Source organism: Dorea longicatena (genome assembly GCF_025150085.1).
GTDB lineage: Bacteria > Bacillota > Clostridia > Lachnospirales > Lachnospiraceae > Dorea_A > Dorea_A longicatena.
In genome coordinates this window covers 2,121,289-2,143,409 of the sequence record NZ_CP102280.1, presented here as the reverse complement: position 1 = coordinate 2,143,409, position 22,121 = coordinate 2,121,289, and the positions used below count along the sequence as shown (strand labels likewise).

25 protein-coding genes are annotated in these 22,121 nt (G+C 41.3%); 24 read left to right on the top strand and 1 reads right to left on the bottom strand.

Features of this window, described 5'->3' with window-relative positions:
• Nucleotides 1-70 precede the first annotated feature (70 nt).
• The 8 genes from NQ508_RS10220 to NQ508_RS10185 all read left to right on the top strand — a co-directional run bounded on the left by NQ508_RS10220 (nucleotide 71) and on the right by NQ508_RS10185 (nucleotide 9,103).
• Nucleotides 71-1,159: a DnaJ C-terminal domain-containing protein gene (locus tag NQ508_RS10220; RefSeq protein WP_022415832.1), complete on the top strand. Its 1,089-nt coding sequence runs from the start codon at nucleotides 71-73 to the stop codon at nucleotides 1,157-1,159.
• A 182-nt stretch (nucleotides 1,160-1,341) separates the two neighbouring features.
• Nucleotides 1,342-2,403: a tryptophan--tRNA ligase gene (gene trpS / locus NQ508_RS10215; protein WP_259828682.1), complete on the top strand. Its 1,062-nt coding sequence runs from the start codon at nucleotides 1,342-1,344 to the stop codon at nucleotides 2,401-2,403.
• A gap of 180 nt (nucleotides 2,404-2,583) precedes the next feature.
• A complete protein-coding gene (locus NQ508_RS10210) occupies nucleotides 2,584-3,285 on the top strand; it encodes a pentapeptide repeat-containing protein (protein ID WP_006427735.1) in 702 nt (233 codons plus the stop codon).
• A 67-nt stretch (nucleotides 3,286-3,352) separates the two neighbouring features.
• On the top strand, nucleotides 3,353-5,299 hold the full coding sequence (locus tag NQ508_RS10205; protein WP_044920112.1) for a glycoside hydrolase family 2 TIM barrel-domain containing protein: 1,947 nt from the start codon (nucleotides 3,353-3,355) through the stop codon (nucleotides 5,297-5,299).
• On the top strand, nucleotides 5,283-6,248 hold the full coding sequence (locus NQ508_RS10200) for a beta-galactosidase small subunit (RefSeq protein WP_006427737.1): 966 nt from the start codon (nucleotides 5,283-5,285) through the stop codon (nucleotides 6,246-6,248). Before NQ508_RS10205 ends, NQ508_RS10200 begins: the two co-directional genes overlap by 17 nt.
• Before the next feature lie 209 nt (nucleotides 6,249-6,457).
• Nucleotides 6,458-7,210: a TSUP family transporter gene (locus tag NQ508_RS10195; RefSeq protein ID WP_006427739.1), complete on the top strand. Its 753-nt coding sequence runs from the start codon at nucleotides 6,458-6,460 to the stop codon at nucleotides 7,208-7,210.
• Nucleotides 7,211-7,531: 321 nt separating this feature from the next.
• Nucleotides 7,532-8,176, top strand: coding sequence for a cyclodeaminase/cyclohydrolase family protein (locus NQ508_RS10190; RefSeq protein ID WP_006427740.1), 645 nt, complete (start codon nucleotides 7,532-7,534; stop codon nucleotides 8,174-8,176).
• A gap of 75 nt (nucleotides 8,177-8,251) precedes the next feature.
• Nucleotides 8,252-9,103 carry a bifunctional 5,10-methylenetetrahydrofolate dehydrogenase/5,10-methenyltetrahydrofolate cyclohydrolase gene (locus NQ508_RS10185; RefSeq protein WP_006427741.1) on the top strand — a complete coding sequence of 284 codons (852 nt, stop codon included), beginning with the start codon at nucleotides 8,252-8,254 and terminating at the stop codon, nucleotides 9,101-9,103.
• A 151-nt stretch (nucleotides 9,104-9,254) separates the two neighbouring features.
• Here NQ508_RS10185 and NQ508_RS10180 read toward each other — a convergent pair whose 3' ends face one another.
• Entirely contained in the window at nucleotides 9,255-10,301 is a 1,047-nt protein-coding gene (locus NQ508_RS10180) for a YeiH family protein (RefSeq protein ID WP_006427742.1), read from the bottom strand.
• A gap of 188 nt (nucleotides 10,302-10,489) precedes the next feature.
• Between NQ508_RS10180 and NQ508_RS10175 the strand changes: the two genes are divergently transcribed.
• The 16 genes from NQ508_RS10175 (at nucleotide 10,490) to NQ508_RS10100 (ending at nucleotide 21,730) form a co-directional block, all read left to right on the top strand.
• A complete protein-coding gene (locus NQ508_RS10175; protein WP_006427743.1) occupies nucleotides 10,490-11,377 on the top strand; it encodes a LysR family transcriptional regulator in 888 nt (295 codons plus the stop codon).
• Between the two features lie 183 nt (nucleotides 11,378-11,560).
• On the top strand, nucleotides 11,561-12,181 hold the full coding sequence (locus tag NQ508_RS10170; RefSeq protein ID WP_022415842.1) for a methylated-DNA--[protein]-cysteine S-methyltransferase: 621 nt from the start codon (nucleotides 11,561-11,563) through the stop codon (nucleotides 12,179-12,181).
• Nucleotides 12,082-12,621, top strand: a complete 540-nt coding sequence (locus NQ508_RS10165) for a substrate-binding domain-containing protein (protein WP_147578449.1) — start codon at nucleotides 12,082-12,084, stop codon at nucleotides 12,619-12,621. The genes NQ508_RS10170 and NQ508_RS10165 overlap by 100 nt, the downstream gene beginning before the upstream one ends.
• Nucleotides 12,585-12,794, top strand: coding sequence for a substrate-binding domain-containing protein (locus tag NQ508_RS10160; RefSeq protein WP_006427746.1), 210 nt, complete (start codon nucleotides 12,585-12,587; stop codon nucleotides 12,792-12,794). The genes NQ508_RS10165 and NQ508_RS10160 overlap by 37 nt, the downstream gene beginning before the upstream one ends.
• A 14-nt stretch (nucleotides 12,795-12,808) precedes the next feature.
• On the top strand, nucleotides 12,809-13,786 hold the full coding sequence (locus tag NQ508_RS10155) for an aldo/keto reductase family protein (RefSeq protein WP_006427748.1): 978 nt from the start codon (nucleotides 12,809-12,811) through the stop codon (nucleotides 13,784-13,786).
• Nucleotides 13,787-14,026: 240 nt separating this feature from the next.
• Nucleotides 14,027-14,482: a MarR family winged helix-turn-helix transcriptional regulator gene (locus NQ508_RS10150; protein ID WP_006427749.1), complete on the top strand. Its 456-nt coding sequence runs from the start codon at nucleotides 14,027-14,029 to the stop codon at nucleotides 14,480-14,482.
• Nucleotides 14,472-15,818, top strand: a complete 1,347-nt coding sequence (locus tag NQ508_RS10145; RefSeq protein ID WP_006427750.1) for an MATE family efflux transporter — start codon at nucleotides 14,472-14,474, stop codon at nucleotides 15,816-15,818. The genes NQ508_RS10150 and NQ508_RS10145 overlap by 11 nt, the downstream gene beginning before the upstream one ends.
• A 52-nt stretch (nucleotides 15,819-15,870) precedes the next feature.
• A complete protein-coding gene (locus NQ508_RS10140; RefSeq protein ID WP_006427751.1) occupies nucleotides 15,871-16,131 on the top strand; it encodes a type II toxin-antitoxin system Phd/YefM family antitoxin in 261 nt (86 codons plus the stop codon).
• 292 nt (nucleotides 16,132-16,423) lie between these two features.
• Nucleotides 16,424-17,785, top strand: a complete 1,362-nt coding sequence (locus tag NQ508_RS10135) for an MATE family efflux transporter (RefSeq protein WP_006427752.1) — start codon at nucleotides 16,424-16,426, stop codon at nucleotides 17,783-17,785.
• Nucleotides 17,786-17,798: 13 nt separating this feature from the next.
• Entirely contained in the window at nucleotides 17,799-18,383 is a 585-nt protein-coding gene (locus NQ508_RS10130) for a cytidylate kinase-like family protein (protein WP_006427753.1), read from the top strand.
• A 139-nt stretch (nucleotides 18,384-18,522) separates the two neighbouring features.
• Nucleotides 18,523-18,882, top strand: coding sequence for a Fur family transcriptional regulator (locus NQ508_RS10125; protein ID WP_006427754.1), 360 nt, complete (start codon nucleotides 18,523-18,525; stop codon nucleotides 18,880-18,882).
• A 352-nt stretch (nucleotides 18,883-19,234) separates the two neighbouring features.
• Complete coding sequence (locus NQ508_RS10120) at nucleotides 19,235-19,501, top strand: hypothetical protein (protein ID WP_006427756.1); 267 nt, start codon at nucleotides 19,235-19,237, stop codon at nucleotides 19,499-19,501.
• Nucleotides 19,498-19,686: a hypothetical protein gene (locus NQ508_RS10115; RefSeq protein WP_006427757.1), complete on the top strand. Its 189-nt coding sequence runs from the start codon at nucleotides 19,498-19,500 to the stop codon at nucleotides 19,684-19,686. The genes NQ508_RS10120 and NQ508_RS10115 overlap by 4 nt, the downstream gene beginning before the upstream one ends.
• Nucleotides 19,687-19,692: 6 nt before the next feature.
• Nucleotides 19,693-19,830, top strand: a complete 138-nt coding sequence (locus NQ508_RS10110) for a hypothetical protein (protein WP_006427758.1) — start codon at nucleotides 19,693-19,695, stop codon at nucleotides 19,828-19,830.
• An 11-nt stretch (nucleotides 19,831-19,841) separates the two neighbouring features.
• Nucleotides 19,842-20,987 (top strand): YibE/F family protein, encoded by a 1,146-nt coding sequence (locus NQ508_RS10105; RefSeq protein WP_006427759.1) that lies wholly within the window; start codon nucleotides 19,842-19,844, stop codon nucleotides 20,985-20,987.
• On the top strand, nucleotides 20,981-21,730 hold the full coding sequence (locus NQ508_RS10100) for a YibE/F family protein (RefSeq protein ID WP_006427760.1): 750 nt from the start codon (nucleotides 20,981-20,983) through the stop codon (nucleotides 21,728-21,730). Before NQ508_RS10105 ends, NQ508_RS10100 begins: the two co-directional genes overlap by 7 nt.
• Nucleotides 21,731-22,121: the final 391 nt, after the last annotated feature.

Genomic DNA, 22,121 nt, shown 5'->3' with positions numbered 1-22,121 from the left:
CCACGAAATCCTGTTCACATAGATGAAGATAATAGAAAATAATATAGAATAAATGACGGGAGGGAGAACTATGGCGGCAAAAAGAGATTATTATGATGTTCTTGGAATCAGCAGGAGTGCGGACAAGAGTACAATAAAAAGAGCATATCGTAAACTGGCCAAGAAATACCACCCGGATACCAATGCCGGAAATGCACAGGCAGAAGAAAAGTTCAAGGAAGCGACAGAAGCCTATAATGTGCTGAGTAATCCGGAGAAAAAGAAATTATATGATCAGTTTGGCCATGCAGCTTTTGATGGCAGTGCAGGCGGCAGTGGAGCATATGGCTATGGAAACGGACCTGGCGGCGGTACTTACAGTTATACCGGACCGAATGGAAGCTTCCATGAATATCATTTCGAAGGCGGCGATATGGACGATATCCTGAAGAATATATTTGGCGGCGGATTCTCGGAAGGCAGCGGAAGCGGGTTCCATGGATTTGGCGGATTTGGAAATAGTGGATCAGGAAGGACACGTACGTCCGGAAGAAGTTATGAAAGCAGCGGATTCGGAAATGGATTTGGAAATCATGGATTCGGCGGAGAAGGAAATTTCCGTCAGGATGGTTCCGATGTGACCGCTGAGATAGATGTGACATTTGACGAGGCTGCATTTGGAGGAGATAAAGTCATCCGGCTGTCAGACGCACAGGGCAGTAATGCAGCAGGAAAATCACTGAAAGTGCATATCCCTGCCGGCATCAGTGACGGAAAAAGTATCCGTCTGCGTGGCAAAGGAATGCCTGGACTTTCAGGAGGCAAGGCAGGAGATCTGTTGCTGAAAGTGAGAGTTGGTAAACGACCAGGATTTGAGCGAAAAGATATGGATGTATATTCAACTGTCATGATTCCGTTTACTACAGCAGTATTAGGTGGTGAAGCAGTTGTACAGACGCTTACCGGAAGGGTAGTGTGCAAGATTAATCCGGGAACACAGTCCGGAACAAAGATTCGGTTAAAAGGTAAAGGAATCGTGTCTATGAAGGATGCAGGAAGATATGGAGATCAGTATGTGACTGTTCAGATAGATGTACCAAAGAATCTAAGCAATGAGGCAAAAAGAAAATTGAAAGAATTCGAAGCTGCGTGTAAGAACGGAAGCAGAGGGGCAGCATAATTTATAAATTGTTATGCATCATTTTATCCAAAAGGATTTAGATAAAAATTCAGGAAAGGTAAAATGATGCATTTTTTCTGTATTGACGCTCACTTTGGAAAGAATTATAATAAAATAATTAGAGACAATGAATTTGTATACCCATACAGGTTATTGAAATATATGCTAAGGAGATAAGTAAGATGAGCAAGATTATTTTAACTGGTGACCGACCGACAGGACGTCTTCACGTTGGTCATTATGTAGGTTCTTTGAAAGAACGTGTAAAATTACAGAATTCAGGAGAATATGACGAGATTTATATTATGATCGCAGATGCGCAGGCATTGACTGATAATGCCGAACATCCGGAGAAGGTACGTCAGAATATTATGAACGTAGCATTGGATTATCTGGCATGCGGAATCGATCCTGAGAAATGTCACATTTTTATTCAGTCCATGGTTCCGGAACTGACAGAGTTAACATTCTATTATATGAATCTGGTAACCGTATCCAGAGTACAGAGAAATCCTACGGTAAAAGCTGAGATCCAGCAGAGAAACTTTGAGGCAAGTATCCCGGTTGGTTTCTTCTGCTATCCGATCAGTCAGGCTGCAGATATCACGGCATTCCGCGCGACAACAGTTCCGGTTGGAGAAGATCAGATGCCTATGATCGAGCAGTGTAAAGAGATTGTTCACAAGTTTAACAGTGTATATGGAGAGACTCTGACTGAGCCTGAGATCGTACTCCCATCTAACAAGTCATGCTTAAGACTTCCGGGTATCGATGGAAAGGCCAAGATGAGCAAATCACTTGGAAACTGTATCTATCTTTCTGATGAAGAAGATGTTGTTAAGAAGAAAGTAATGTCCATGTTCACAGATCCGAACCACCTGCGCGTGGAAGATCCTGGACAGGTAGAAGGCAATCCGGTATTCATTTATCTGGATGCATTCTGCAAGGATGAATATTTCGAAGAATTCTGGCCGGAATATAAGAATCTGGATGAACTGAAAGCACACTATCAGCGTGGAGGTCTGGGTGATGTCAAAGTGAAGAAATTCCTGAACAAGGTTCTTCAGGAAGAGCTGGCACCAATCCGTGCAAGAAGAAAAGAATGGGAGCAGAAGCTTCCGGAAGTATTCGAAATCCTGAAAGAAGGAAGCAGGGTAGCTGAGGCGAAAGCAGCAGAGACATTGAAAGATGTAAAGGTTGCTATGAGAATCAACTATTTTGATGATGAAGATTTCCTGAACTAGGAATCTGCGGACAGCTGAAAAATCATTATATTGCATTTGTTAATATGAAAATAAAATCCTCAAAATACCGGATGATATGGTATTTTGGGGATTTCTTTTGTTAAGAATTGCGGTATAATAAAACTATCAGTAAAAAAAGCAAATTGTATAGATAATACGGGAGTGAAGGGGTGTAATGCTATGAAAGAGATAACGAAAGAGACACTTCTGAAAGCTATGAAATCGCGAGATGCGGGAGAGCATCCGGTATTTCGTGAATGTGAATTCAAAGACATGGATCTAAACGGAATGAATCTGCATAATATGGACTTCACATTGAGTTCCTTTCAAAATGTAAATCTGGAACGTGTGAATTTTGAAAACTGCAGTGTGGAAAATGCATTATTCGACGGCAATTCCCTGCATGGTGCAAATTTTCAGAATGCAAATATGAAGACGGCAGCATTCCGTGGATGTGATATGCGGGAATGCAACATCAAAGGAGCCAACCTTTACGGGGCTGTATTGGAGCACGCGAAGCTGGATGACATTCAGTCAGACGAAGCAACGCAGTGGTTCCGCATGCACTGTCCGGAGACCGGACCGATCCTTGGCTATAAGAAATGTGTGAATGACAGAGTGGTACAGCTTCTGATCCCGGCAGATGCTAAACGGACTTCGGCAACACGTCCTTCTTGCCGGTGCAGCAAGGCAAAGGTACTTTCGATAAAAAATTTTGATGAAACGGAAGAATTCGAAGAAGCCTGGTCGCTGGTCGATGAGAATTTTGTATACAGAAAAGGACAGTGGGTGGAGGTCAAAGATTTTAACGAGGACAGATGGATGGATTCCACGACGGGGATTCATTTCTGGATGAACAGAAATGAAGCACTCGGGTATTAAATCCCCTGCATTGGAAAAAGTTTACTGATAGATGAGAAAGAAAAATAAATGGAGGTGCAAAAGGCAAATGAAAGCAGACATCAGATGGTTGGATGATCCGCAGGTATTTCGTGTGAATCGTCTGGATGCACACAGTGATCATAAGTTTTATGAGAATAAAGAAGATTATAAGAAGCAGGATCAGCGGTTAAAACAATCGTTAAATGGAATCTGGAAGTTCCACTATTCAGTGAATGCATTGGAACGTCCGGCCGATTTTTATCAGAAATGGTTTAACTGTAAAAATTTTGATGAAATGAAAGTGCCACAGCATATAGAACTGGCGGGATACGATAAGATTCATTATATCAATACGATGTATCCGTGGGAAGGACATATTTACAGAAGACCGGCAGGATATGGAAAAGAAAAAGGGAAAGGTATGTTCAGCCAGGCCGAATATAATCCGGTAGGTTCTTATATCCGGAAGTTTGATCTGAATGACGGACTGAGAGGAAAGAGGATCATCTTAAGTTTTGAAGGTGTGGAACAGGCATTCTATGTATGGGTGAACGGAGAGTTCGTGGGGTATGCAGAAGACAGCTTTACGGTTTCGGAATTTGATATTACACCATATGTAAAAGATAAAGATAATCTGCTGGCAGTGGAAGTACATAAGCGCAGTACGGCGGCATTTCTGGAAGACCAGGATTTCTTCCGGTTTTTTGGTATTTTCAGAGATGTGAACCTGTACGGAATACCGGCGGTTCATGTTGAAGATCTGTGGATCCGTCCGAAGTATCATCCGGAAGATGGAAAGGCAGAACTGGAGCTGGATATCCGATTATCACAGAAAAAGAAAGAAAATAATATCCAGGGTAAAATAAAAGTTTCTTTGCGAGATATCCATAGTGATGAAAATCATGTATTACTGGATGAAACGGAGAATCTGAACAACCCGGTGATCCAGAAGAATCTTCCGGTAGAAGGATCAGTGAACAATGAGATCCAGTTCCGTTATGAATTAGAAGAATCCGTACATGCATGGAGCAATGAAGATCCGTATCTGTATGAGCTTCTGATAGAAGTTCAGAATGAAAAAGGCGAGACAGTAGAAGTGGTTCCATATCAGATTGGATTCCGTAAGATAGAATTAAAAGGCAGAAAGATGTTGCTGAATGGAAAACGTCTGATCATCAATGGTGTAAACCGGCATGAATGGAATGCCAGAAGCGGAAGATGTATTACCGAAACTGATGAGAAATGGGATATCGAATGTATCAGACGCAATCATATCAATGCAGTCAGAACCTGTCATTATCCGGATCATATTTCATGGTATTACAGATGTGATCAGGCGGGGATCTATCTGATGGCAGAGACAAATCTGGAGACACATGGATCGTGGCTGAAACAAGGTGTGATTGAACCGTCGTGGAATGTTCCGGGAAGTATCGGATGCTGGAGAGGATGTACATTAGACAGGGCAGTATCGAACTTTGAATCATTTAAGAATCATGTGTCGGTACTCTTCTGGTCACTTGGAAATGAATCGTATGCCGGTGATATCCTGGTGGAGATGAACCGTTACTATAAAGAAAAAGATCCGGACAGACTTGTGCATTACGAGGGCGTGGCAGAGAACCGGCCTTATGAGGATTTAATTTCTGATATGGAGAGCCAGATGTATGCTTCGCCGGAGAAGATAAAAGAATATCTGGAAAATAATCCGAAGAAACCATTTATCTTATGTGAATATATGCATGATATGGGAAATTCTCTGGGAGGAATGGAATCTTATATCAGATTACTGGATCAGTATGAGGATTATCAGGGAGGCTTCATCTGGGATTATATCGATCAGGCACTGTTCGTGAAGGATGAAGTGACAGGACGTGATGTATTGCGTTATGGTGGTGATTTTGATGACAGGCCATCGGATTATGAATTTTCGGGAAATGGAATTTTATTTGCGGACAGAACGGAAAAGCCGGCAATGCAGGAGGTGAGACATTACTATGGATTACGCAGATAGAGGAAAATTAGGAATTGTGTATGGAGATGTAACACTTGGAGTACACGGAGAAGACTTTCATCTGATCTTTTCTTATCAGACAGGCGGTCTGGAATCCATGGTAAAGCATGGAAAGGAATGGCTGTATCGCACACCGAAGCCGACATTCTGGAGAGCAACCACAGACAATGATCGTGGAAATGGATTCCCGTTTAGAGCCGGTATGTGGATAACTGCCGATATGTTCCAGAAATGTGTGGATATCCAGGTACGGATAGACGGAATCAAGATAGAAAAACCGAGCGCACCGGTAAATAATAAATATTCGGATAAAGAAACTGCGGAACGTGTGGAAGTTATATTTACATATGAGACATTAACTGTTCCGTCAACACAGGTAAAGGTATCATATCTGGTATTTGCTGATGGAAATGTCAGAGTAAGAGCGCACTATTACGGGAAAGAGGGAATGCCGGAGCTCCCTGCATTCGGTATGCGCTTTGTCATGCCGACAAAGGCAGACGGATTCGTTTATGAAGGATTATCGGGTGAGACATATCCGGATAGAAAAGCCGGGGGTATTCACGGAATTTATGAAGTAGAGGGTCTTCCGGTTACACCGTATCTGGTTCCGCAGGAATGTGGCATGCATATGGATACCGAGTGGGTGACAGTGCAGAGAAGTACGGTTTTGGATAACCGGAATCGTCATATAGAACAAAGTGGACTTACATTCCGGGCGGGCAGTGAGATCAATCATTCCACGTTTGCATTTTCATGTCTTCCTTATACTGCAGAAGAGCTTGAGAATGCAACGCATCAGGAAGAACTGCCGCCGGAAAGAAGAACGGTACTTTGTATCTATGGAGCGGTCCGTGGTGTAGGCGGAATCGACAGCTGGGGCTCTGACGTGGAAGAACAGTACAGGATTCCTGGAAATAAGGATATTGAAGTAGAATTTATAATGTAGATCTGCTTTTCAGGTAATTATCAGATGTGTATCGATACTTCGCTTGGTGAAGACTATGTGCTCAATACCGTACTGGATCTGGTGAAGAATGTAAATCGCCGTGTATCCGAAAGCAGAGCAGAATAAGAATTATCTCCTGAAAACTTGACATGAATATATGGATGCGATAGATTAATTTATGGATTTGAGAGTATGAAGGAGAGAAACATATGAATTTACATGAATTCCTTATCGTGTGTCCAATGGTATTTCTTGCCGGATTTGTCGATGCGATTGCCGGAGGTGGCGGATTGATCTCATTACCGGCATATATGTTCGCAGGGATTCCGGTACACCATGCGATTGCGACAAATAAATTATCATCAGCGACTGGAACAGCGGTGTCGACATGGCACTTGGTGAAGAGCAAATGTGTTGACATATTTTTAGTCCCGGGTACGGTAGCCTGTGCATTTGTGGGTTCAATTGCGGGGGCGAACCTGGCGCTGATCATCAGTGACAAAGTACTTAAGACGGTACTGGTATTTGTGCTTCCTGTTGTTGCATTCTGTGTATTGCGGGACAAGGATCTGAAACCGGTGATACCGGAAGGATTTACCAGAAAAAAACAGTATCTGATCATGGCAGCATGTTCTTTTGTGATCGGCATCTATGATGGATTCTACGGACCGGGAACCGGAACATTTTTACTGCTTGCATTTACCAAATTAGGAAAGCTTGATATGGAGAAGGCAACCGGTAATGTGAAGGTCGTCAATCTGACATCGAATATATCGGCATTGATCACATTTATTCTTGCAGGAAAGATTCTTTGGGTGCTGGGACTTTCGGCGTCGGTATTCAGTATTGCCGGACATTATCTTGGCGCACATATGGTTGTGAAGAACGGCGTAAAGATCATTAAGCCGATCATCCTGCTGGTGTTGGCGTTATTGCTGATCAAGATTGTCCTGGGAATATAAAAATGAATGAAATCCTTAAAGTGGAGTGATATGAAAAATCTTTTGCTTTAGGGATTTCGGAAAGGCATCTAAAGCGAACGGCGGTAAATATTGTATCTGCCCGGCGTGCAGTGCAGGCGGAGCAATCCTGGATAAGAAAAATGAAATACTTTAAATTGTCATGTATTTGAAAGAAGCTGTCGGCGGCAGGGTATGTGTTTGGAAAGAAGCTTTTGAGTTGGGAGGGAGAATTTTTTAATTTTCCCTCCCAAATTTAGTGTATTGCAGTAAAAGAGTTCACAGTGTATAATGTACCCATGATTTTTAGAAATGAGGTACAACATGGAAAATCCAAATAGAAACTTTAAATCCCAGACCTGTGAAGATTTCATAGAAGTCCTTGCAAGTAAAGCAGCTGTTCCGGGCGGCGGCGGGGCATCAGCGTTAGCCGGAGCCATCGGGATCGCACTTGGTAATATGGTCGGAAGTCTGACTGTAGGAAAGAAGACCTATGCAGATGTAGAAGAAGAGATCATCGAATGCAAAAAACAGGCAGATGAGATTGCAAAAGAATTTTTAGAACTGATGGATAAGGATGCGGAAGCATTCGAGCCGCTCAGTAAGGCATATGGACTTCCGAAGTCTACGCCGGAAGAGCTTGCCAAAAAGGAAGAGATTATGGAAGAGGCGCTGAATACGGCATGTAGTGTTCCGATTGAGATTATGAAGACCTGTGCCAGAGGCATTGATCTGGTAGAAGTATTCGCTGCAAAAGGAAGCCGGATTGCATTAAGTGATGCGGGAGTCGGAGCAACACTTTTAAAATCCGCAATGCAGGGGGCTTCACTGAATGTATATATTAATACAAAATCAATGAAAGACAGAAGAAAAGCAGAAGAGCTCAATCATCTGGCAGATTCCCTGCGGGAAGAATACGAAGCAAAAGCAGACCGGATATTTGCGGAAGTAAACAGCCGTATCCGGTAAAATCCAGTGAGATAAAGACGGATAAACCGGAAATGTCCGGAGAAAATACAAAATAAAAGGAAAGCAGCAGGAAAAATGGCAAAATTACTATTAGGAAAAGAAGTAAATGCTTCTATCAATGAAGAAATCAAAGCAAAAGTAGAAACTTTAAAAGCACAGAATATTACACCGACACTTGGAATTATCCGTATCGGTGAAAGAGAAGATGACATCGCATACGAAAGAGGCGCAACAAAACGCTGTGAGACACTGGGAGTAGCATATGAGAAATTCCTTCTTCCTGCAGATGTAGAAGAAGAAGAGGTATTAAAGACGATCGACCAGGTAAATAAAAGTGAAAAAATCCACGGAGTTCTGTTATTCAGACCGCTTCCGAAGCATCTGAATGAAGACAAGATCGTGAATGCACTGGCCGTAGAAAAGGATGTAGACGGAATTACCGATCTTTCCATGGCAGGTGTGTTCATGGGAAAAGATATGGGATATGCACCGTGTACGCCGAGTGCCTGCATGAAGGTACTGGATCATTATGGAATTGACTGTACCGGTAAGAAAGTGGTAGTTATCGGAAGAAGTCTTGTAGTCGGAAAACCTGCAGCGATGATGCTGATCAAGAAGAATGCGACCGTAACCGTCTGCCATACCAGGACGGTGGACATGCCATCTGTAGTAAAGGAAGCAGATATCGTAGTTGTAGCGGCCGGAAAAGCAGGAGTGATCGATGGAAGCTATCTGCGAGAAGGACAGATCGTGATTGATGTAGGAATCAATGTGAATGAAGAAGGAAAGCTCTGCGGAGATGTGAATTTTGAAGAAGCAGAGAAGATTGTGGAGGCAATCACACCGGTCCCAAGAGGCGTCGGCGGAGTGACGACTTCAATTTTGCTGGAACATGTGGTAGATGCCGCGATTGCACAGAACAGGTAAAGAGAAGCCGGGGATTATATCGCTGGTCTGAAAAATGACAATAAAAGGATGGTAACCTTTATGTGTAGCCGGAAAGTTATGGCAGAAGCCTTGATTTTCCGGCTTTTATTCCAGTCCGGGTAGCCAGCTTAGTGAATTAAGTAGAAAAAAATTACCAGATCCCCATTACATGCTGCATTCCAAGGCTCACAATTGTAATTCCAACCCAACAGCAGGCACCCAGCAGAAGTGGTTTTCCTCCGGATTTAATAAGCTTCACAACATTACTGTTAAGCCCGATTGCGGCCATAGCCATAATGATAAAGAACTTCGATAATTCTTTTAACGGAGCAAATACGTCAGCGCTGACACCCATACTCATACATACTGTTGTGATGATAGCTGCAATGATGAAGTATAAGATGAACATAGGAAATGCTCTCTTCAGGCTGAATTTGTTTGCGGAAGAATCAGCAGTTCCGGCTTTTGAGGCAGATCTTGCACGGATCAGGGATAATACCAGTGTGATCGGAATAATTGCCAGTGTACGTGTAAGCTTTACCGTAACAGCAGTATTCAGTGTCTCGCTTCCAAGGTTCCACATACTGTCCCAGGTAGAGGCGGCAGCCGTTACGGAAGAGGTATCATTGATCGCAGTTCCTGCGAATAATCCGAAAGATCCACCGCCTGTTGTGTCAAAACCAAGTGCGCTTCCAAGTACCGGGAAAAGTACGGCTGCAATGACGTTGAAGAAGAAGATAACGGAAATTGCCTGTGCAACTTCGGTATCATCTGCATCAATGACCGGTGCGGTGGCAGCGATCGCAGATCCTCCGCAGATGGAAGAACCGACACCAACCAGGATGGAAGTGTTAGAAGGTACTTTGATAATTTTACGGAGCAGCCATGCGATGATCAAGGAAGTACTGATGGTACATACGATGATCGGGAGTGACTGTTTTCCGGTCTGTAAGATGACGCCAAGGTTCATTCCGAATCCAAGCAGGACAACTGCTGTCTGCAGAATAATCTTAGAAGTCCATTTGATTCCTGATTCGGCTTTTCCTTTGTTCGTCCACACTAAAGTGATCAGCATTCCGGCAAGGATTGCGATGACAGGGCCGCCAACAACTGGGAATGTCTTTCCAAGAAGCCAGGAAGGTACGGCAATCACAAAACAAACCAGTATACCGTTTAGGTTTTTTTTCAAAAAATTCATGTTTTTTCCTCTTTCTCATTTTTTTGTTAGTTCATACAGGTTTCCAATTAGAGATTATAACACTGGTAAACGATAATAAAAAATTATATAATATTATTGAACGATAATAAAAAATTATTGACAGATATGAAAGAGAATTAATAAAAATCATTTGTGAAAATCAAATTGACAATGAAGGGAAGAAAATTATGCTGGATTTTAGAACAGATACATTTCTTACGGTATGTGAGACGATGAACTTTACAGAGGCAGCAAAAAGATTACATATTACACAGCCGGCGGTTTCGCAACATATTCGTTTCCTTGAAAAGGAATATAATACCAGATTGTTTTCTTATTGTAATAAACAACTGTATCTGACGCCTGCAGGGGAGATACTCAGAAAACGTCTGATGACAATGAAAAATGATCAGCTGGCAATTATGAATGAGATAAGAAATGAATCCCATAAGATGGAATCTCTTTCTATAGGGGTTACAATGACGATCGGAGAATATGCAATTGTAGATAAAATAGCAGATTTTCTGATCGGTCATCCGGAGATGAATGTACACATACATTATGGAAATACAACACAGCTATTAACATTGCTGGATGAAGGAATTATTAATCTGGCACTTGTAGAGGGGAATTATCCGAAGGAAAATTATGAACATAAAAATTACAGTACTGAAGAATATATAGCAGTTTGTGCCAGAGATCACATATTTGAAGTAAAATCTCCGGAAACGATGCAGGAACTGGTGAAGGAGCGCCTGCTTGTACGTGAACCGGGATCCGGGACAAGGAATATTTTAGAAGAGTTACTTCTTGCAAGGGGAATGGGGATAAAAGATTTTCTTCACTATACAGAAGTGGAAAATATGCATACAATTATCGGGCTTTTAAAAAGAGATTGTGGAATTTCATTTATGTACAAAATTGCGGTAGCGGATGAACTTAAGAACGGAACATTGAAAGAAATCAGGCTTTCAGATTTTAAAATGCAGCATGATTTTGATTTTATCTGGGAAAAGGGCAGTATTTATACAGAAAAATATATTGGAATATGTGAGGAACTTCTGAAAAAGTACTGATATTGGCAGGGGAAGGCATTCTATTACATTATTATCTGTGCTGCACCGGAGAAAAGTGTTACGGAGATGATGAAGTCATCCTTACAGGAATAATTCATATGCATAAATGCCAGAGCATTACCGTTTACAGAAATGCTGATTTCTGTTAATCTGAAAGCAGAAATCAGGAGGGATAAGAAGTATATGATGACAAGAGAGGAAGCATTAGCATACGGAATGTCATTTTATAATGTATATGAAGAAAAGCCATTTCGTGATCCGAACTGGCAGCTGGTGCGGATTAAAGGAAGTAAAAAAACATTTCTGTGGATATATGAACGGGAAGGCTATATCAATCTGAATGTCAAAGTGAATCCGGAGTGGAGAGACTTCTGGCGCTCGGCGTATGAGTCAGTGACGGCCGGATATCATCTGAATAAAGAACACTGGAATACGATCATTCTGGATGGGACCATTCCGGAAGAAGAGATCAAAAGAATGATCGCAGAAAGCTATGATCTGGTTACGGACAGTCCGACAAAGAGAATCTATGAAGCAGTGAAGCGTATTCCAAAAGGACATGTGGCAACTTATGGGAAGATTGCAGAGATGGCAGGAGAACCCAGGATGGCAAGAGCCGTGGGCAATGCATTGCATAAGAATCCGGATCCGGAACATATTCCATGCTTCCGTGTAGTTAATGCAAAAGGAGAACTGGCCGGAGCATTTGCATTTGGAGGCCAGAATGTGCAGGCAGAACTTCTTCGGGCGGATGGAGTCGAAGTGATAAACGGAAGGGTAGATCTGGAAAAATACGGAATATAATTGACAATGCATTTCCAGAGAGGGCAAAAGGTGCTCAGGATGAGGCCTTTCTGCATGGTTATACCGTATTATTTGGAAGTACTGATAATAACTATATACAGGAAGAAAAGTTTTTGGATGCATTAAAAGCAAAGATGGTGGACGGTATTATATACGTCAGTTTCAATCCTGCAACAAGTGAAAAACTTCTGGAAAACATAACGGTTCCGGTGGTTTTTATGGACAGAAAGATAAAGAAAAGGGAGAATATGGGAAGTGTTCTGATCGATAAATTTTCTGCAATGAAGGATGTAGCGGCATATATTGCCGGAAAAGGCTGCAGACAGCCGGCGTATATTACAGCAGATATCTCGATATCGCCAAGCAAAGAACTTGGGAAAAAATTCCGGAAGACATTAAGATCATGGGATTTGATGATATTTACATTTCGAAATATCTGAATCCGAAACTTACTGCGGTCAGACAGGATGCGTATGAGATGGGAAGACAGGCAGCTGGAATGCTGATCAGATATATAGATCAGGGAATGCCGCTTACAGACAGGATCCTTCCATATGAGATTATGGAGCGTGGAACTCTGTATAATATGAAAACGTTTAACCAATTTACTTAAAGGAGGATATACACATGAAATATCGTAACGTAGGAAAAGCAGGAATCAAAGTCAGTGAGATTGCACTTGGAAGCTGGATGACAGATCTGAAAGAAAGTTCCGAGGAAGATGTGGCAAAAGAAGTTGTAAAACTTGCCTATGAGAATGGAATTAATTTCTTCGACTGTGCAGATGCATATTCAGGAGGAGCAGCTGAAAGGTTCTTCGGAGAAGTGTTAAAAGAATTCCCGAGAAAAGATCTGGTGATCTCAAGCAAGGTCTATTTCCCGACAGGAGATGGCGTGAATGATAGAGGACTTTCCAGAAAGCACATTATGGAAAACTGTGAGCAGTCTCTGAAAAATATGAACTTAGATTATCTGGATCTGTATTATTGCCATCGCTATGATGAGAACACAGATCTGGAAGAGACACTTCGTGCGATGAGTGATCTGGTTGCTCAGGGAAAGGTGCTGTATTACGGTGTAAGTGAAGAATGGGGAAGTGCAAGAATTGAAGAAGCACAGAAGATCATTGATAAGCGTGGTTTATATCCAATCACAGTGATCCAGCCACAGTACAATATGGTAGACCGCTATATTGAGCATGAGATCATGGGAACTTGCAGAAAATACGGAATCGGTATCACTTCATTTTCACCGTTGTCGCAGGGACTTCTGACCGGTAAATATAAAAAAGGACAGCCATATCCGGAAGGATCCCGTGCAACACATCAGGCAGACAAACAGATCAATAATCTGCTGACGGATGAAAATCTTGCAATTGTGGATGAACTTTCCAAAGTGGCAGATGATCTGGGAACAAATGTAGCAATCCTGTCACTGGCATGGATTCTGAAACACCCGGAGATCAGCTGCGTGATCGCAGGGGCAAGCAAGCCGTCGCAGCTTGAGAATAACCTCAAAGCTGTTGATCTGGAGATTCCGGATGATGCGATGGAACGGATTGAGAAGATTCTTGGATTCCAGAGATTTGAACGCCATGTAGGATAATACTGATATAAATGCATAGAGGCGGGGAAAAGTTATTTTCCCCGCCTTTAATCGCCATGCAAATGTGTAACAATGAAATAAGTTCTTGACAAATTTTGAAATCTGCATATAATTATCAATGGTAATTAACAGAGGTAATTATTTGGATTACTGTTTATTAACAGAATTTTATGAATGCATTGCAATATCAAGAGAATGGTAAGCAATAATTGTATGATGATTATATAAGGAGGACAAAATATGACAAGTGAAATCATAAAAAGGATGTTCGACGCATGCTATCAGGCAAAACGGACCCGGGATATGCTCCCGCCGCTGCCGGAAGGTGTCAGAGCATCCTTTATTCAGTATCTGGATGTGATTCAGTCATTGGAAAGAAAGGGCATACAGGTAAAAGTATCGGATCTCAGCGATGCAATGGAGCTTCCAAGACCGGGTGTTACAAGAACGGTCAAAGAAATGGAAGAAAAAGGATATCTTCAGAAGATTGCTTCCGAAGAGGATGGACGTGTCACATACATTACTGTTACGAAAAAAGGCTCAGAATTGTCACAGAAATATGACGAACAATATTTTGACAGCCTGCTTCCATATATGGAAGAAATACCGGACGAAGATGCAGAATGCATGATACAGACGATCGAAAAATTCTATCAGATCATGTGTGAAAGGAGGAAACACTACGATGAACGATAAGGCAGATTTTACACAGGGAAGCATTCTTAAGAAACTGATTGCATTTATGATGCCGGTGCTGGGAGCACTGATTCTTCAGGCGGCATATGGAGCAGTGGATCTTCTGGTGGTCGGAAGATTTGGTTCGACATCAGGACTTTCGGCAGTGTCCACAGGAAGCCAGGTATTGAATCTTGTCACTTTCGTAGTGATTCAGTTTGCGATGGGAATCACGGTTTTGATAGCAAGGTATCTGGGCGAAAAGAGACCGGATCAGATAGGTTCGGTTATTGGCGGCTCGGCAGTTGTATTTACTATGATTGCAGCCTGCTTATTTATCGTTATGGTAGGATTTGCACATCCGATCTCAGTACTGATGCAGGCTCCAAAAGAAGCAGTTGATCTGACATCAGTATATGTGCGTATCTGCGGAGGCGGTATCTTCTTTATCGTCGCATACAACCTTTTATCCGCAATTTTCCGTGGATTGGGAGATAGTAAATCTCCGTTACTATTTGTATTTGTTGCATGTATCGTGAACGTGATCGGAGATCTGGTACTGGTGGCAGGACTTCACATGGATGCAGCAGGTGCGGCGATCGCAACGGTTACAGCACAGGCACTCAGCGTAGTATTTGCCGTAATCCTTCTGATCAAAAAGAAACTTCCATTTAAGATTACCAGAAAAGATTTCAGCCTGAACAGCCAGTGTAAGAAATTTCTGAAGATTGGGCTGCCGCTTGCACTGCAGGAGTTTTTGACACAGATGTCCTTCCTGGCACTTTGTGCATTCGTAAACCGGCTTGGTCTGGAAGCTTCTTCAGGTTACGGTGTTGCATGCAAGATCGTCAACTTTGCGATGCTGGTACCAAGTGCGCTGATGCAGTCGATGGCATCTTTCGTATCCCAGAACATCGGAGCAGGAAAGACGAAACGTGCGAAGAAATCCATGTTCACCGGAATCGGTGTCGGCCTGGTTGTGGGATGCATGGTATTCTTACTGGTGATGTTAAAAGGCGATATGCTCGCAGGATTCTTTACGACAGATGCAGCCGTTATCCAGAAAGGCTATGCATATCTGAAAGGATTTGCACTGGAGACAATCGTGACAGCGATCCTGTTCAGTATGGTCGGATACTTCAATGGTAATAATAAGACGGTCTGGGTAATGACACAGGGATTGATCCAGACCTTGCTGGTACGTCTTCCATTTGCATATGTCATGAGTATCCAACCGGATGCGAGCCTTACGAAGATTGGTCTTGCGGCGCCGGTATCGACGATGGTGGGAATTGTGCTGAATGTTGGATTTTATATTTATCTTGGAAAGCAGGAGAAGAAAATAAGTAAAAAATAAAAATATTATTGTGATTATGATAAAATATAGATAATAAAAATGAAAGGAAGAAATGATTCAAATTCGACCAGTTTCTGATTTAAGAAACAAATTTCCTGAAATTGAGACAATTGTAAATAGTGGGAATCCTGTGTATTTAACGAAGAATGGTTATGGTTCTATGGTAGTTTTAAGTTTAGAAGAGTATGCAAGTCTTACTAACAATGTAGAAATGAAACTTGATGAAGCAGACAGGCAGGCGGCAGCAACTGAGGAAAGACTTTCTCATGAAAGTGTATTTAAGAATGTAAGGAGCGTGATACATGGAAAATAAATCGTATCAACTTCGTTATCTTCCGATGTTTGAGACGGATGTGAGTTCAAAGGTTTTACAATAATTTTTCGGGGAAAATACCAGAAAAAATTTATTTGACTTTTGGAAAAACAGGAAATATAATAGTCACAAACGAGTAGCGAGTAAGCGTAAATCCAGTTTACCTGCTGCTCGTTTTTTATTTGTTAAAACATAATATTTGTCATGAAAAAGTGTGTAGCCTGTCAGCGTAAGTCCAACTTATACGACAGAGCTGCATTTTTTGTGCAGAAAAGGGAGGAATGAAAACAAAATGGAAGAAAGTAACAAGATGAAAGACATGCCGGTAAATAAGCTGATGATCCAGATGGGAATCCCCATGATTTTATCTATGGCATTACAGGCGGTTTATAACATTGTAGACAGTGCGTTTGTGGGAAATATGAAAACGGGCAGTGAAGCGGCACTAAATGCACTGACTTTAGTATTTCCGGTGCAGATGCTGATGGTTGCAGTGGGAATCGGAACCGGTGTAGGAACTAATGCACTTCTTGCAAGAACACTGGGACAGGGAAACAGTAAGAAAGCAGCAAAGGTAGCAGGAAACAGTCTGTTCCTTGGTGTGATTATTTATGTGGTATGTCTGTTATTTGGAATTTTTGGAGCGAAAGCTTATATTTCATCTCAGACCACAGATGCAGAAGTACTTGAAATGGGAGTCAGTTATCTGAGGATATGCTGTGTGATTTCTTTTGGAATCATTTTCTTTTCACTATTTGAAAAATTACTCCAGGCGACAGGACGATCTCTTTATTCCACAATCGGACAGGTAGTCGGAGCTGTTGTAAATATCATTCTTGATCCAATTATGATCTATGGTATCGGTCCGGTTCCGGAAATGGGAGTAAAAGGTGCAGCTTATGCGACAGTAATTGGTCAGATAGCATCTGCAGTTTTACTGCTTGTTTTCCAGATAAAGCTGAATAAAGAATTTGAGCATGATGTGAAATACATGAAGCCGGATGCAGGCATTATAAAAGAAATCTATGCGATTGGCCTTCCGGCCATCATTGCACAGGCATTGATGTCTATTATGGTATATGTAATGAATCTGATTCTGAAATTCAATCCATCTGCACAGACAGCTTATGGATTATTCTATAAGGTTCAACAGTTTGTGCTGTTCCTCGCATTTGGACTCAGAGATGCAATCACACCGATCATTGCATTTGCTTATGGAATGAGAAGCAAGAAGAGAATCCAGGATGGAATCAAATATGGTCTGATCTATACGGTTGCATTGATGATTCTGGGTATTGCAATCACAGAGATTTTCCCAGGGGCATTTGCGACGCTGTTTAATGCCGGACAGTCGAGAGCATATTTTATCAGTGCAATGAGAGTCATTTCTTTAAGTTTCTTGTTTGCAGGAATTAATGTTGCTTATCAGGGAATCTATCAGGCAGTGAACAGTGGTATGGAATCACTGGTTATCTCACTTCTGAGACAGCTTGTAATTATCTTACCACTGGCTGGAATTTTTTCTATATTTGCCAGAAATGGTCAGATGGGAGTTGCATTAATCTGGTGGGCATTCCCGATCACGGAAGTGATTGCATGTCTGGTGGGATATGTATTCTTAAAGAGAATCAGAAAAAACAAGGTTTTAAAGTAAGGAGGAAACAGGAATGGTAAAACGAATCATTACGATCAGCAGAGAATTTGGAAGCGGCGGACGTTTCATCGGCGAGGAAGTGGCAAAGAAGCTGGGAATTGCTTATTACGATAAAAATATCATCAATCAGATAGCGGAAGAATCAGGACTGTCACCGGATTATATTCAGGAAAGTGCCGAATTATCGCCAAAGAAAGGACTGTTTGCCTATGCATTTGCCGGACGGGATATCACGGGAAAATCTTTGGAAGATATGGTATATGAAGCACAGAGGAAGGTGATTCTGGAACTTGCGGATAAGGAATCTTGCGTTATTATAGGAAGAAATGCAGATTTTATACTGAAAGACAGGGATGATGTGCTGAATGTGTTTATTCATGGAGATATGCCGGAAAAGATACAGCGTATCAGCAGGTTATATCATGTCAGTGAGCAGGAGGCTGTAAAGCTGATAGCAGATACAGATAAAAGGCGCATGACAAATTATAACTTTTATACCGGGCAGAAGTGGGGAAAGGCCAGCAATTACACGTTGTGTCTGAACAGTTCACAGCTTGGATATGGCAGATGTGAAGCGGTTATTATGGAGTGCAGATAGATCTGTGGGGACAGAAAAGTATCCGGGGCTAATGAAGATAATTTAAAAATGATTTCCAAATTGAAAAGGAGAGGTCAAAATGGCAAAAGCCAGATATAAGATAAAACAGATGACTGAGTAACATACTTTTCTGCAATCCGTGCAGGGACAGCATGTTACTGTACAGGAAATCAGAGAATACTTCAAAGACCGTGAAATTGCAGTCGGAACGACAACAATATACCGGCAGCTGGAAAAGATGGTAAAAGATGGTTTGGTTGAGAAATATGTGGTAGAAGGTACAAACAGTGCCTGCTTTGAGTACATAGGAGAGAGTGAGACATCTGATTATGAGAGCTGCTATCATTGCAAGTGTGAAAAATGTGGAAAACTGATTCATATTCAATGTGATGAGATTGAATGCCTGAGCAGACACATGACAGAACATCATGATTTTCAATTAGATCCCAAACGTACTGTCTTCTATGGAATCTGTAATGAGTGTAGAAAAAACACTTAAACCAAAATAAGAACGTTAATGAGAAAGGAGAAGGATATGACTACGGAAAAAAGAAAACATCTTGCAGCATGGTTTAGCATCATCTTTATATTCGTGACATTGGCTTCTCTTTTCTATATTGTCAAAGAAGAAAATCATAAATGCACAGGAGAAGACTGTCCTGTCTGTGCGTGTGTTTAAGACTTTTTTTGTGTAACTTTGTGCTCGGTGATATTGTCCGTTATCTGTGCGGTTATAGGAATTTTGTTATCCATACTTGCCGGAACACCGGTTGGCTCGACTATCGTGGCTGCAGATATGGCAGCATTCTTTATCAGTTGTGTAGCAGGACGGATGATGGGGAGAAGATGATATGAGAAGAAAAAAATGGATTATTCTTGGCGTTTGTATGCTCTTTTGTATGATAAATATAGCTGGATGTGTAAAAAAAGAAAGCAAGAAGATTACTACAGGCTCTTCCGTGGATAAAATCGTAAAGGAAAAGACAGAAAAAAAGAAACTCAGAATACAAAACGTAAAGAAACGAAAAAACAGCAGGAAGAGAAAAGCCAGGAATCGAAGGGACAGGGAGGGCAACAGACACCAGGCAGTGATGTTGATTATGACCTTACAAATATGAATAAAGATATGGTCTATGCTGCTTTTTATCAGCTGATGGTAGAACCAGATAAATATATTGGAAAGACACTTTGCATCGATGGCTTATATTATACTGGACAAAACGAAAAAACTGGAACATACTATCATTATAGCATTATAAAAGATGCACTGGCCTGCTGTTCACAGGGACTGGAGTTTGTCTAGGGAGATGTGTTACATGTATATTCGGATGAATATCCCAAAGATGAGACAGAGATAGAGGTAAAGGGAACATTTAAAACGTATAAGGAACCTGGAGACGATACATTATACTGTCACCTTGTGAATTCAGAGATGCAGGTAAAATAAAAAATGAAAAGATGATAAGAATGAAACAGGTTGCAACGAAGATAACGGAATATGTAAAGAAAAGCAAAAGAGCAAAATTATATGGAGTATTTGGTCTGATATATCTGATTGCAGTTATATTTGTCATGAATGATGCATGGCTGTATCAGACACCAATTGCAAAACTTACAAAAGTAGAGACAAGCATAGCAGGAGAGAATAAAAGCACCCGCGGAACACAGGAAATCAAATATAAGCAAAAAATCCGGGGTGTGATATTAAATGGAACGAATAAGGGGAAAATCGTTGATTTTTCTAACGAATATACCTATACAGGAATGTTAAAACAGAAATATCACAAAGGGGATAAAGTATTGCTGAACGGGTCTGAAAGTAATGTGGGATCCAGTATACAGAGCGTAAAAAGAGATACAGAACTTGTTGTTTTGCTTGGACTTTTAATATTTGCACTGATGACAATCGCAGGAAAGAAAGGCGTGCTCACGATTATAACGGTTGGAATCAATATTGTGATATTTTCAGTAGGATTTTTAAAAAGCGGTGATGATGCGGATGTTGTAGCAATCTGTAATAAAATGGTACTCTTCTTTGCAATTGCTACATTGATCGGATTAAATGGACTTCACAGGAAAACATGGGCGGCCTTATTGTCAACACTATGTATACTGGCAATGATCATGGGAATATTTGAGGTAGTGATCAGTCATACCGCAGAACTGGATTATTCTACGATGGAATATTTGGGAAGCATTGATAATCCGGATGAGATTTTTCATGCGGAGATCCTGTTATCCGGACTTGGAGCAATCATGGATGTTGCAGTGGCAATTGCGGCAGCTTTGAGTGAAATTGTTACGAAGCGGCCAGAAGTTACATTCCGGGAGTTATTCCGGTCCGGAAGAGAGATTGGATATGATATTATGGGAACGATGATCAATGTATTGTTATTCGTGTTTGGCTGTGGCCTGATTCCGATGTGTGTGATCAGGATGAATAACAGTGTCCGGTTTATGACGATCATCAAATTACATATTCCGTGTGAATTATGCAGATTCTTCATAGAGAGTATTGGAATTGTACTGGCAATACCAGTATCTATCCTGATCACATCTGTGATAATGAAATTAACGATAAGAAAGGTGAAGAAGATATGTTGATGATACTGGGATTCATCCTGTTATTTTTGATCATGATTATTGGCGGGGACAGAGGTGTGATATCATTGATATCACTGGTTGGAAATATGCTGCTGCTTAGCCTGGCTATCTGGCTGATGGCAGCGGGAGCACCGGTACTTCTGGTTACGGTCGGAGTAGGAATCATCATTTCATGTGTCACATTATTTTATCAAAATGGTACCAATGAAAAGACGAAGAGTGCATTTACAGCCGTATTGATTACAATGGCGGTCTTGTTCTTCTTTATCTATATGGTGGTGTGGAGAAGTGAGGCAGGAGGACTGAATGAAATACAGGCTGCGGAAGATGATGTATTATATTACAATATGAATCTGGATATTAATATGAGAAATGTTGCGACAGCTGTGATCATACTCAGCACGTTAGGTGCTGTGTTAGATATGGCACTTACGGTTACCACTTCCGTTTACGAGGTCAGTATTCACAAACCGGAGATGAAACTGACAGAACTTGTAGAAAGTGGAATGCAGATCGGAAGAGAAGTAATCGGGACAACGGTGAATACATTGTTATTTGCGTATCTTGGAGAATCACTATTATTATTTTCTTATCTGAAGATGCAGGATTATACACTGGAAACATTATTAAATTCGAAAATATTGTTCCAGAATTGTGTATCAATGATATTTGGTGCGATCGCCTGTGTAGTGGTGATGCCGGTTGCGGCGGTATTGGTGGGAAAACGTATTAATATCGTATAATTGCTTCTAATTTTCCGTATTATAAGCAAAAGGCAGCAGATATTTTGCTTTGATTTTTCCTGGTTTCCTGTCATTAACACCGACATAGATGTTCCCACTTTCACATAGTATGGCGGATCCTACAGTATGATTTTGATCTTTTTCGTCATAATTTGAATGTATAGTCTTTTGGGCTTTTTCGATTAATGCATGATCCTGCACGGTTAAAGGACATATCCAAGGTCAACATTTTATGATTATTTTGATGACATTTATGATCTGATGGATTATTGCTGGATTGCAATTATGAAAGACATGGATATGGAAAAATGTTTTTTGGCGAAGGAGCAATTAAGCAAAGAGGAAGCATTACAGGCGGTTTGCTTTTTGCTTAGCAGTGTCGAAAGGGAGG